General features: G+C 65.5%; 15 protein-coding genes. 11 read left to right on the top strand and 4 right to left on the bottom strand.

The features are described 5' to 3' along the window. Window positions 1-89 precede the first annotated feature (89 nt). The 8 genes from AAHS21_RS30445 (at window position 90) to AAHS21_RS30410 (ending at window position 5,742) form a co-directional block, all read left to right on the top strand. Entirely contained in the window at window positions 90-1,352 is a 1,263-nt protein-coding gene (locus AAHS21_RS30445) for a hypothetical protein (RefSeq protein ID WP_342931094.1), read from the top strand. Window positions 1,353-1,358: 6 nt separating this feature from the next. Next, complete coding sequence (locus AAHS21_RS30440; RefSeq protein WP_342931093.1) at window positions 1,359-2,273, top strand: hypothetical protein; 915 nt, start codon at window positions 1,359-1,361, stop codon at window positions 2,271-2,273. A gap of 59 nt (window positions 2,274-2,332) precedes the next feature. After that, entirely contained in the window at window positions 2,333-2,647 is a 315-nt protein-coding gene (locus AAHS21_RS30435; protein ID WP_342931092.1) for a hypothetical protein, read from the top strand. 83 nt (window positions 2,648-2,730) lie between these two features. Next, complete coding sequence (locus AAHS21_RS30430) at window positions 2,731-3,066, top strand: hypothetical protein (protein WP_342931091.1); 336 nt, start codon at window positions 2,731-2,733, stop codon at window positions 3,064-3,066. 185 nt (window positions 3,067-3,251) lie between these two features. Then, entirely contained in the window at window positions 3,252-3,806 is a 555-nt protein-coding gene (locus AAHS21_RS30425; protein ID WP_342931090.1) for a hypothetical protein, read from the top strand. Next, window positions 3,803-4,153: a DUF4031 domain-containing protein gene (locus AAHS21_RS30420; RefSeq protein WP_342931089.1), complete on the top strand. Its 351-nt coding sequence runs from the start codon at window positions 3,803-3,805 to the stop codon at window positions 4,151-4,153. Before AAHS21_RS30425 ends, AAHS21_RS30420 begins: the two co-directional genes overlap by 4 nt. Window positions 4,154-4,233: 80 nt before the next feature. Continuing rightward, window positions 4,234-4,764: a hypothetical protein gene (locus AAHS21_RS30415; RefSeq protein ID WP_342931088.1), complete on the top strand. Its 531-nt coding sequence runs from the start codon at window positions 4,234-4,236 to the stop codon at window positions 4,762-4,764. Window positions 4,765-4,794: 30 nt separating this feature from the next. After that, window positions 4,795-5,742, top strand: a complete 948-nt coding sequence (locus AAHS21_RS30410; RefSeq protein WP_342931087.1) for a hypothetical protein — start codon at window positions 4,795-4,797, stop codon at window positions 5,740-5,742. A gap of 30 nt (window positions 5,743-5,772) precedes the next feature. On the opposite strand, the gene AAHS21_RS30405 is transcribed toward AAHS21_RS30410, so the two are convergent. The 4 genes from AAHS21_RS30405 to AAHS21_RS30390 form a co-directional block, all read right to left on the bottom strand. After that, window positions 5,773-6,480: a hypothetical protein gene (locus AAHS21_RS30405; RefSeq protein WP_342931086.1), complete on the bottom strand. Its 708-nt coding sequence runs from the start codon at window positions 6,478-6,480 to the stop codon at window positions 5,773-5,775. Continuing rightward, window positions 6,480-7,346: an RAMP superfamily CRISPR-associated protein gene (locus AAHS21_RS30400; RefSeq protein WP_342931085.1), complete on the bottom strand. Its 867-nt coding sequence runs from the start codon at window positions 7,344-7,346 to the stop codon at window positions 6,480-6,482. Before AAHS21_RS30400 ends, AAHS21_RS30405 begins: the two co-directional genes overlap by 1 nt. Next, window positions 7,343-7,777, bottom strand: a complete 435-nt coding sequence (locus tag AAHS21_RS30395; protein ID WP_342931084.1) for a hypothetical protein — start codon at window positions 7,775-7,777, stop codon at window positions 7,343-7,345. Before AAHS21_RS30395 ends, AAHS21_RS30400 begins: the two co-directional genes overlap by 4 nt. A gap of 94 nt (window positions 7,778-7,871) precedes the next feature. After that, the gene (locus AAHS21_RS30390) at window positions 7,872-8,549 is read right to left on the bottom strand and encodes a hypothetical protein (protein ID WP_342931083.1); all 678 of its coding nucleotides are present in this window, start codon (window positions 8,547-8,549) and stop codon (window positions 7,872-7,874) included. A gap of 262 nt (window positions 8,550-8,811) precedes the next feature. Between AAHS21_RS30390 and AAHS21_RS30385 the strand changes: the two genes are divergently transcribed. The 3 genes from AAHS21_RS30385 to AAHS21_RS30375 are packed head-to-tail and all read left to right on the top strand — an operon-like array spanning window position 8,812 to window position 10,951. Then, window positions 8,812-9,699, top strand: coding sequence for a hypothetical protein (locus AAHS21_RS30385; RefSeq protein WP_342931082.1), 888 nt, complete (start codon window positions 8,812-8,814; stop codon window positions 9,697-9,699). 2 nt (window positions 9,700-9,701) lie between these two features. Continuing rightward, window positions 9,702-10,118, top strand: coding sequence for a hypothetical protein (locus tag AAHS21_RS30380; RefSeq protein ID WP_342931081.1), 417 nt, complete (start codon window positions 9,702-9,704; stop codon window positions 10,116-10,118). Further along, on the top strand, window positions 10,115-10,951 hold the full coding sequence (locus AAHS21_RS30375; RefSeq protein WP_342931080.1) for a phosphoadenosine phosphosulfate reductase family protein: 837 nt from the start codon (window positions 10,115-10,117) through the stop codon (window positions 10,949-10,951). Before AAHS21_RS30380 ends, AAHS21_RS30375 begins: the two co-directional genes overlap by 4 nt. Window positions 10,952-10,984 lie beyond the last annotated feature (33 nt).

Below are 10,984 nucleotides of genomic sequence, written 5' to 3'. Positions count from 1 at the left end.
GATCGGACCTTCGGATATTCAGATCATCCTCGGGAAGGTGCGCCCACTTTCACGCCCCCTCACCGAGGCTCATCCACAGGTTCTGATCATTGCTCGACATATTCCCGGGTAATGCCCTAATCGGCGGTGTCCTCACCGCGGTCCAGGGCATCGTGTCTGCGCCGATCAACGTGGCGGTGGCGGGAGTCAACGGACTGACCACCACAGTGACCGACGCAGCGGACGTCGTGGTCTCGCGGCTGACCAACGGAGCATCCTCGGTGGTCAGCACCTGGCTCGGGAACGGCACCACCGACGGCGCAGTGCAAGATGCCATCAGCACCATTGGGGCGGCGCCACTGTCACCGTCCAGCTACACCGCCGCACTCACCACTCTGGTCGGCGCCGGGATCGCCACGGTAGCAACAGTGGCCCACACTGCCGGCAGCTTCGCATCCCTGCCGTTCACAATCGGCGCCAACCTCACCGGCACCGGCGCCGCCATGATCACGACCTTCATCAGCGACGCCGCGACCGCCACCAGCGGCATCCTGCGCGCGGTAGGCATGCCTGCGCTCGTCTACAGCATGCCCAAGGTTCTCGCCGCAGGTGTCAACGCGGCGATCAACGTCGCCGCGACCGCGGTGAAGATCGGGCTCAGGACCGTCGCTGGCGCACTCGACCTCGGCTCAACACTCACCGGAGAACTGGCTCCACACGCAGCCGCGACGGCGGCGACCTCCACCCCGGCGGTCACCCCGAAACACAACAGCGTGACGCTCGCTGGGACCGAGCGCGCCACCAAGGACGCCACGGACCAGGCGAAAGACGCGGAAGACACAGCCGCGGAGGCTCCCGCCGCCAAAAAGTCACCTACGTCGAAGAAGGCGGCAGCCACCGCGCTCACCGACCCCGCCGGATCGACGACCGCCGACGACCCGCAGCCGAGCGCGACGAACGAATCCACGGTGGCCAACGAGTCCACCGACCCGACCGTCACGGCGACACCAGCGAAGACCACCGACACGAAGACAACACCAGCGCCCACCGCACCCCCCGCGACGCGAACGACCTCCGGCAACACAGACACCAGCCGCGGCGACACTGACGCAGTGGACAAGACCACGAACCCGCGCCGGAACGACACCGACACCCGCAAGGACACCGCCAGCCCCCGCGACGGGCGCGGAACGGAAACCACGCACACGCAGAGCGCAGCAGGCGCCCCGAGACATGTTCGCCCCGACACCGCGGAGGGGGCAGCATCAGCGCGCACCAGCACAGTTGCCAGAACCCACCGCGACACTGCAGCGACTTCACCGGCTCACCGGGCGGACCCCGGTGACGCGGCGCCGCACCCGCACGGAAAGTGACCTGTGGTGACCACCCGTTCCGAAGACCCCGCGCCTCTTGCGGCGCCGGACCTCCTGAATCGACTGCGCCGCCACTACATTGACCCGGCGAGGCGCCTGCCGGGCGGCGTATTCGTCTCAGAAGTCGGCCTCAACGGCGGGTACGGCGCCGGGAGCCGGTGTGACGCCATCTACGTCGGGTTCACCAGCGCCAGCGGCCGCCACCTGATCGGACATGAGGTCAAAGTGTCCCGGTCGGACTGGCTCGCCGAGATCAGCAGTCGCAAGACTGGCAAGGCCGACGCCTGGGCGGACCAATGCCACCAATTCTGGCTGGTCGTTCCCAACCCTGCCATCGTGCGCGACGGGGAACTGCCGCCCGGGTGGGGCCTTATGTCGCCGGGCCGATCGACCAGCCGCATGACCATTCACCAAGCCGCGGCCGCAAAGAAGGATCACGCGCCTTCCTGGGATGTCGTGCGGTCGGTGTTCTCGCGGTACGACACTCTGCGCGCTGAGGAACTGGAGGTCGGCTATGAGGCCGGGCTGGTGAAGGCGAGGCTGAAAGCGAACGAGGAGGCGGAAAAGACCGTCGCATACCGGATAGCGCAGCTGCCCGATGTCACTGAGCTCCAGGAGCACATCGACGCGATCGAACATGCGTTGGGCGCACGCATCGACTGGACGTCGGAGAACAAACCGCCGCGCGAAGGGACCGTCGGCCTCGCAGCGTTGCGCGAGATCGCCGCCCTCGTACGCGCCCAGGGCGATCTGCACCGCATAGCTCAGCGGATCACCGTCGGCTACGCCAACCCCGTCTCGGCGGCGGAGAAAGCGATCAGCGATCTGAAAGCAGCGCTCGACGGCATTGCCGCGGCCCCTGGCACCGGCCTGTCCCCAGCGCAGAAGCTGCCGCCACTCGGCGCGCTTCGTGCCTCGTAACACGGGTGGTGGTGGTCCGCCAGCGCCGAACACACGACTGACACGTGAACGGAGACAAGATGTCCACAACCGACACCCTTGAAGACGCCCGCCGCGATCTTCAGACAGCACGTGACTGTGTCGACGACCCGCACCGCCGCCGCCAATACTCCCTCGCCGCGATGGATCTCGCTGCCACGGTGCTGCTTTCACACGACGTGACACCTGAGCAACGGCGCTATGCCGGCGAGTACCTGGCCGAGGCTTCAGCAATGTCGGGCCGCTCGTCCCCGGCCAGCGGCGGGTTCCCAGGGACGCAGCGATCATCTCACCACCATGAACCCGCGCACGGCAAGGCCAACCTCGTCGCTGCCGAAACTGGACTACAACGATGACCTCCGCAAGAGATCGAAACCTAGCCCAACACCAGTACCGCTTCGAAAATGTCACGGGCAACGGATCCCTGGCCGATCCGTCAGTGAGACCACACGCTCATCTCGCCTTCGATCAGCCACTCGACGCGTTGGACTCGCTGGCCGTAGCAGTCGGTGTCCACCTAGACCACCTCGGCGTGCAGAGATCTGATTGGCAGCGCGTAGCCAAGGTGGGCGAAGAGGGCGGCGAAGTGGTTGGCGCTCTTCTTAAACGCGCCGAAGGCCGAGCAGACACCGCGCACCTCCTGGCCGAACTCGGTGACGTATTCCTGGCTGCACTCGCCGCCGCCGACCAACTGGGCGTCACACCGTCGACGATCATCGCCGCGCGGTGGGCCGATGTATCACAACGAACACGAGACGAGATCGGAATTCACTGACATGACCACCGACACCGCACCCGTTCCTCTCCCCGCCGGCGAGCTCCTGTTCGGTGTCAGCGACACCGACGGCCGCCACCACATCGTGGCCCGGGACTCGGCAACTCACGCACTCGATCTCTCAGCAGATCCACGGGGTGGTACACGCAGTTGCGCTGTGCGAGAGAACCGTAGGGCTCGCCCCTATGTGGGGTCCATACGACCGCGAAGCGGCCGACCGATACGGTCGCCCATGCCACGACTGCCTTTGGATCCTCGCGCTGCACCGTGGCACCGTCGCCGACGAGCTCGGCGCCGCTCGCCCCGATGACGTCGACGCCGCCGCCATCGGTGCGGCCGGAGTCGACCCACACTTCGGGCCGAACCTGCTGACCGCGATCGTCGGCGACCCAGCGCTGATGCGGTTCCATCACCCGCTCGCGCCGACACACCAGACGCAACTACTCGCCCTTGCAAGCCGCCACTTGCCGGCCGTCAGCGTCTGTGAGGAATGTTTGGACTTCGGGATCCACAACGCCCACGACGACACCTCCACCTGTCCCGCCCAAAGCATCTTCTGCCCGGCCTGCACACCGGCTGCTGGACAGTGGGCTGGAGAGTGGGAAGGAACCCTGCTCTCAGAGTGCCTCGTCGAAGCGCCGTGCTCCGTGCTCACCACACTGGCAGCGCACTACAAACTGGACACCCATCTCGGGCATCACCGCAGCGGTGGCGTCGACGACCGGCAGAGCGACCAGTGACCGTCTACGTCGACGACGCGCGGATCCCCGCGCGCATCGGGCGCTACGACACCCGATGGTCGCACCTGTTCGCCGACACCCCAGGCGAACTCCATAGGTTCGCCGCCCGGCTGGGACTGCAACGGCGGTGGTTTCAAGACCCAACCAAAGTGGGCAAGCCCCTGGCGAAACCCGGAAGCCGGGCCGCCGAGAACTGGCACTACGACGTCACCGACGCCAAGCGCAAGCAAGCGATCGCGCTTGGTGCAGTTGAAGTGACGTGGCGAGAAGCGGCCGGGATCATTACCGCGCGTTACGAGCTGAGACGTCAGGAAACACTCGACATCTTGGACGGTGTCGGCCACTGACGGGTGATCACCGTGATCACCGGCAGGCCGGCAGGTGCAGTGGTCTGGAAGACCGTCCTGGTCGATGTCACGCTCGGACTATGCAGCAAGGGCCTGCCTCCAATCGACGCACGGCAGTCGGCGCCGACGAGATCGCCTTGGGTCTCAGGCGCGACGCTCGGCTGGCTAAGAGTTTCATCGCGCATCAGCGTCGGCGGTCAATGCCGGGAGATCCCGCGATCGGCGCGGCCGAGGACTACCGGTGGTGGGGTGAAAGCTCTTGGGAGGCCTTCGTTTACCGCGAACCCGATACAACGTTCGACCTAAGGGCTTTTGCACAGCAATGGCGCCTCATGGCCTACGCGTCTGATCTTCGTGACCCCGCACATCGGTTCCGAAGGCGAGAACGGCTCATGCTGGTGGTGGTGGGTGTCGCGACGGCCGCCATCCTCGTATCGGTATCGCCGCTCGTCGTCTGGGTTACGGCAGGCTTAGTGTGTGTCGCAGCTGCTGCCTACTTGACGTGGCGTCGAAAAGCCGACAGCGCAGAGGAGCTCGTCGTCGGTCCAGACGCATCATTGAAGGCGCAGATGCGCGCATCCTGGCATTGGAACTACTCCGAGTTTCGTTGAGCAGGCACAGGGACTACCTGGGAGGTGACGATGGAGTTCGTCGAACTTGTCGATGCGCAACTGCGCGAGGCGCGGGGGCTGGTCGGCACTGGGAAGCCCCCGCAACCGCCGGCTGCTGACCAGCCCGTGCCGCAACCCGATCCGCCAGCAGGGTGGTCCGGGGTCGCACAACAGCGCGCCGCCGAGCAATCTATCGATTTGGGCCGCACACGCAACGTGGTTGACGACGCAAAAGCTCAGGTACACAACGCCGTTGCGCGTGTCGAGTCCGTTGGGCCGCGGGCACTGCAACAACTGAACTCCGTGGAGGCGGGCTGGGCGCAGGACCGGGCGGCCCTGGGTTCGCAGCGAGGTACACCGGAAGGGATGATCGGTCTGGCCCAGGCTGGGCAGCACCGCGTCGCGGAGTCGAGGCAGATTGTGTCGAACGCGGCGGCTGAGTATGCGCAATCCGCTGAGGCGGTGCGTGTGGCAAAGCGGCAGCTGCCGGGAGATGTTGCCGCACCGTTGGCGCATGTCGACCCCAAGCCTCCGCCGACACCGACGGACAGCGACAAGGGCGCACCTGACCCTGACGATGTGCGGCCGTACGCCTGCTACCTGGGGTCGAAGGACAATGACCCGGTGACGATCTGCGGCCCGACGCCGGCGCTGCACACCTGGTATGTCGAGAACGGGCGGTTCGTCCAGGTCGAGGGCGACAAAGTGACCCCGGATGCCAAAGTGGAAATCTCGGCGGGGCCGGGCGAAATCATGGAGACCAGCATCGACCCGGCGGGCAAGGTCGGTGAGGTCAAGGTGTGGCTCTCAGGTCCGCCGTCGGCGCAGGACTTCCAGAAGTGGAGCGAAGGCGGCCAGCGCGACGTCAACTTCTGGTGGCAGAACCCTGACGGATCGATCGGCGTCGATCGGCGATGGGGTAACGGCAAGGTGATCTACCAGGGAAGTCTTCCGCCAGGACCAGACTGGGGCTACTGACACAGTGCAGAACGCTGGCGATCGTGGGGGCTACCGCGCCGGGTGGGCCGCATCGGTTCGGCTGAACGGGTGCAAGTAGGGCGGACGGATAGCGCCAAACCCGACTTCGCCGGTAACCATGCCGGGTTTCAGACAGCGGAGCGGGACGGTCCTACCCAAGACACCGGGCTCGTGCTCGTGGCCGGCCGACCAGGCCGCGACGTCCGGAGCTTCGGCGACTGTCCATCGAGCCACCACACCTTCGCCGGTGCCGCGATGCTTCCCGATCGATGGCAATTCGGCGAGCAGTTCGCGGATACCGTCAGGATCGCCGACGGCATGCCACGTCAGTGTGGCCACGGGATGGGCGATCACGGGAACGGTGCGCTGCAGATAGCGGCCCGATGTGTCCGACACGACGTTGCCGGTGACGGGGGCGAGCTGCTGAAGCCGCCGGCGGTCTGTGCGTGATGTGCGCCAACGAATATCCGGCTCGCCGCCACCCGGCCGCAGATCAGCGAACGTAGCCATCCAGTGCCAGGCCGCCTGGTGGTCGGGGTCGTGGCATCGGGCGATGGGAAGCTCGATCGCTTCGGGCTCAAGATCCGGGTGATAGGCCAGGTGATGGCCGGCGGCGCGAGCCTCCCACTTGCGCCGATGCCACAGCACCGACGATAGCAACGCGTCCAGCGGTACACCCCAGGGCCGAGATGTAGCCACCCCGTGCGGTGTAGCGGCAGTCACCAGAACCGGGATCATCAGGTCAGGTCAGTGAGAGCTTTGATGGCGGCCCGGCGCTTCCTGCGCAACTGGGCGGCCCAGTCGAGGTCCGGGTTTGGCAGTACGCCCCGAAGTGCCGTGGCATGAACAGTCGCGCCGATGGCGCCGTGGCCGGCGGCGGAGCGGCCGCCCAGGTGACCGCGCTCGGCGAAGGCGGCCAGCACGCTGTTGAAGAACGCGAGCTGATAATCAGTGGCGTGCGAGATCTGCACCCACGACTGCATCCGCGTGCCGGCCGATAGGGCCTCGAACCCGAAGATGCCCAGCGGACTATCATCCTTAGCCTCGGTGTTCATCACGGGTGGCTCACTGGTGCTGGGCCGGTGATCGGCCAGGTGGGTGTAGGACTCGGCGGTCATGCCACGAATGGCCGAGGGAAGCGGCCCGCTCGGTGGTCGCGGCAAGATGTGGGCGAGTTCGGCGACCTCAGGCAACACTTTGCTCACGGTCAGCAGACCCGACATGACCCTGCCCGAGGCGTCTCCACCAAAGATCGCAATCTGCGGAATCAACGCCTTCAGTGTGCGTTCCCGGTCATCGGTCATCGGTTTGTCGGTCTTTCCGAGCCGACCACCGTTGGTCAAGAGATGAGCTGCAGGGATCGGCAGAGACTGTTCGTATCTGAGTACATCGGCGGTGAGACCCTCTCCGATCCGGCGCAGTACACCGCGAAAACTGTTGCCCGACACCACCGGTACCCGAATCATGTCCCCGTCGGGTGTGATGATCTTTTCGCGACGAAACACGCTCACCGTGTCGGCCCGGCCAGAGGAACGGCCCTGTCCGTGCACGATCGACGATTTGGCGACGATGTCGATGTCGAAACGGACGGTAGAAAGCGTCATTCGGCGCTCCGCCTCGACGAGCTTTTCCGTTGCTGGGAGACCGCCTCAGCGATGATCTGCACTCGCAGCAACAGAGCGTGAAGTCGATCGTGGAACGCGGTGATGACTTGAAGGGAGGGTTGGCGCAGCAATAGGGCCAACTCGATACGGCGCTCCTGGTTGCGCGGCGGGTCCGCTTCGAGCTCATGGGCGGCAGCAGACCACCAGTCGTCGAGGGTGTCGCTCTGATAGGCGGCACGCAATACCCGGGAGGGAAGTATGTCGGTCCAGTATGTCGCGCGGTGGCTGGCCACCCAACTCTTGTCCCAGTTGATGGCGTAGTGCAAATGCAGCAGCAACCGCTCAGCGAGGTCGTCGGCGTCGTCGAGTGTGCCGAGCTCGGGGACTGCCGCCTGCCATATGCGTGAGGGCGGCAGGTCGTCGGCAGGCATGATCGCAACTGTAACGGGCGATCATTGGTGTGACGTGCACGTATCGACGTAGCGGGTTAAGCGATGGAGCCTGCCACCGTGCGAGAGGCTGGAGCTAGAGCCGGCGTCGCACCGGTTCGGGTCTGTCTCCCGGCGGATCGGTGATCTCGCGTGCGGCCGCCCACACCATCGGGGTGGAACGCCACGAGGCGAACTGTTCCCAAGCGTTGATGATCCGGGGCCAGTGCTCCCGCGGGTGCCCGGTGATGAGTTTGGCCGGCGGCGCATCGCGAGATAGCTGCGGCCATGTCGCGCCGACGGCGCCGCGCAACCACACGAGGTCCGCCAGCCTCGCGGCGTCACTGGACTCCCAACGCAGCACAAGCTTGTCGATCGCCAAATGTCCCCACTGGGCGGTCGGCAACAGGTACCGACGTTTCAGCAGTGCGCGTACCGGCAGGACTGCGGCGCAGGTGATGGCGAGCGGCCCCGCCGTGAGCACCCCCACGAGTCCGCGCCCATCGGCATACTCGGTCACGGTGTCGCGGGTGATGAGCATGGGAACCTGGGCGGTCGGCCGCCGGTCATAGGCCCATGCGCAGGGCACGCACAATCTGCGCCACCCGTATGGCCAGTCCTCGAAGCCGGTGAACTTGTCGCTGAGGATCCGGGAGACCGTCACTGTCGGGCCCTCGGTGCCGCAGCGGGCGCAGCGGCCGGGGACGGGCGGGGGTGCGTCGACGGAGGGTTGGCCCGCGACGATCCACGCTGCAGCGGCAGGATCGGTATACATGCTGACCGCTACGCTATCCCCGGTATGGCTTACGCTCAGGGTACGAAACAACCGCAGGGGTTGGGAGAGGGTGTCCCAGGGTGGCCTCGGAGCGGCCCAGCAGTGGCCGTCTTCGGGGCCACCTCCTGTTTAACGTCGCCCGGATCTTCTCTAACCTGAGCTTATGCCCCGTATTACGCCTGGTCACGGCGCGCCTTCCCATGATGCAGCCACGGGCGGAACCGGGAGAATGTGCCGCAGATGATCTGCCTAGGTGGAGCTGGTGGGCGCGAAAACCAATAGACCCAATCGGGAACGGGCACTCGTCGTCGATCCCGAAGCCGGCACGATCGGCGAACGCGATGTGAAGGCCGCCCGCGAGATCGCCGCCGAGGTAATGGGAGAGCGGGACTTCCAACGATTGAGCAACCGCATCACCGACGAGATCCGGGACACCGACACCTCGGCGACCCGGGCCACGCGGGATCGTTACCGGTCGACGCCACGTGATGTCAGTGCCGTTGAGTCGCCGCGACTGCGCGGTGAGCTGCCCCCACCCGGCGACTTCCGCACCGCACTGAGTGGCCGGCAGCGCAAACTTCGGTCCGCTGTCAAGAACAAGGTCATGGCGTCTGCACCCGCATCACAGCACCGGGCTATGCGAGCGATGATCTCCGACGAGAACCCCGAGGAGTGGCGGCGGATCAACCGCGCCCTGCACACTGGCGCCGGCGACGTGCAGCAGCTCGCCGACGTCGATCGGGCCACGGTGCAGCGCCTCGATCGCGCCATCCAGTCCAATGAGCGGCTCAACGACCGGACTCACCGCGTATATGTCTCGGTGCGTCTGCCGGACACGCACCGAGACGTGACCAAGCTGGAGGATCTGCCGGCTAACCTGCGGCCAGGTTCCCTCGTGGCCTTCGACCAGTTCACGCTGAGCCGACACAACCTGCACGAGATGTCGGGCCACGACAGTTCGCGGCACGTGGTCTTTGAGATCGTCACGAGCCGCGGTATGTACCTAGGTCGTTCCGACAGCGTCGAAGACACAACACATTTATTGCCGCGTGGAATGCAGTTCGCGGTGACCTCAGCGGATTACGCCGTCTACGACACCGGTGACGGCGGGTTCGGCGACCGTATCGTCGTGCAGTTGAAGGAGTGGTAACCGTGGCGGACACATGGATCGTCCATCCCAACCGGCTAGAGCCCAGCGACGATCAACCCGGGCGCAACGGCCACTACAGGTCGGTGAAACGCGCACCGATAACCGTCTCGACCTGTCTTGCCCGAGTGACGTTGCCGCAGCGCCTATCTCGACTCGCAGACAACGGCACGGACACGATCACCTTCGGGGGCCTGGATTGGTACTTTGTGGTCGGGGCCGCTCGCATCTTCGCCCGCGAAAACCTCGGCGGCCAGGTGCCGCCACCCTTTGGATTCCGGCGTCAAGGAGTGTGGTGGTGGTGGGATAACACCACCACGACAGAGTCGATCCTGGAAACGCCCGAGGCCCTGGACTACGTCCGCGAGTACCTCGAAAAGGTATTCCCGCGCATGCGCATCGAACTTGTCGATCGACGATGAATACGCCTCCCGGACTTGATATTCAGGCTCTGCGTCGGATCGCCGTCCGACGGCGAGGGACGAATGCCTATGACCATCTACTGCATAGGATCGCCGGCCACTTGGACTCCCATGACGGTTTCGTCTCGTGGTCAGGCGGCAAGGACAGCACTGTCGTCGTCGATCTGGCCCGGCAAGTCGACCCGAACATTCCTGTCGTGCATTTCGACAGCGGCCTGCAATTCCCGGAGACTGTCCGGTACATCGAAGAGCTGGCACAGCGGTGGCGACTCAACCTGACCGTGATCGCAGCCGAACCGGATCTGCTGACCTTGCTCATCGCCGGCGGTGGATTCGACCACCACGCGCCAGACCGGGTACTGCGCGGCAGCCTTGCCGACATCATGATCACTACACCCGCCAAGGCTGCCCACTCGCGCTTCGGCCGCGGCTCGATGTGGGGTGTTCGTTCCTCGGAATCTCCCGGGCGGCGCATGCTGTACCGAAGCAGGCTGGCGAGAGAAACAACGGCGCACCAGGACTACTCACGCGAAAAGGTCCGCGCGCAGTTCGGGGGCGTGGTGCGCCGCAACGACGGCACAGTCACATTCGGGCCAATCTGGGATTGGCAACGCGGGCACGTCTTCGAATACCTCGCCGGCCGCGACATCCCAGCGAACCCGATATACGCCAAACTCGCCGAGCTCGGCATGCCCGCCCATCAGATCCGCGTCGACTCAATCATCGACGCCGCGCTGCTTTCCAACGGGCACGTGTCCTGGCTGGCAAAAGGGTGGCCGACATTATTCGACCGTCTCGCCACCGCGCTTCCCCGGCTCACTGAGTGGGTGTAGCGGATCACTGATCAGGGCCGTACCCTGGCTGAC

It is taken from the genome of Mycobacterium sp. 050272 (assembly GCF_039023525.1).
GTDB lineage: Bacteria > Actinomycetota > Actinomycetes > Mycobacteriales > Mycobacteriaceae > Mycobacterium.
The sequence above is the reverse complement of the archived record's forward strand: the minus strand, read 5'-3'. Positions and strand labels throughout refer to the sequence as shown.

Excerpts from the sequence above, each read along its gene's own strand:
- AAHS21_RS30410 (WP_342931087.1), top strand. The coding sequence starts at position 4,795 with ATGGAGTTCGTCGAACTTGTCGATGCGCAACTGCGCGAGGCGCGGGGG.
- AAHS21_RS30435 (WP_342931092.1), top strand. The coding sequence starts at position 2,333 with ATGTCCACAACCGACACCCTTGAAGACGCCCGCCGCGATCTTCAGACA.
- AAHS21_RS30390 (WP_342931083.1), bottom strand. The coding sequence starts at position 8,549 with ATGTATACCGATCCTGCCGCTGCAGCGTGGATCGTCGCGGGCCAACCC.
- AAHS21_RS30405 (WP_342931086.1), bottom strand. The coding sequence starts at position 6,480 with ATGATCCCGGTTCTGGTGACTGCCGCTACACCGCACGGGGTGGCTACA.
- AAHS21_RS30400 (WP_342931085.1), bottom strand. The coding sequence starts at position 7,346 with ATGACGCTTTCTACCGTCCGTTTCGACATCGACATCGTCGCCAAATCG.
- AAHS21_RS30425 (WP_342931090.1), top strand. The coding sequence starts at position 3,252 with ATGTGGGGTCCATACGACCGCGAAGCGGCCGACCGATACGGTCGCCCA.
- AAHS21_RS30395 (WP_342931084.1), bottom strand. The coding sequence starts at position 7,777 with ATGCCTGCCGACGACCTGCCGCCCTCACGCATATGGCAGGCGGCAGTC.
- AAHS21_RS30415 (WP_342931088.1), top strand. The coding sequence starts at position 4,234 with ATGCAGCAAGGGCCTGCCTCCAATCGACGCACGGCAGTCGGCGCCGAC.
- AAHS21_RS30375 (WP_342931080.1), top strand. The coding sequence starts at position 10,115 with ATGAATACGCCTCCCGGACTTGATATTCAGGCTCTGCGTCGGATCGCC.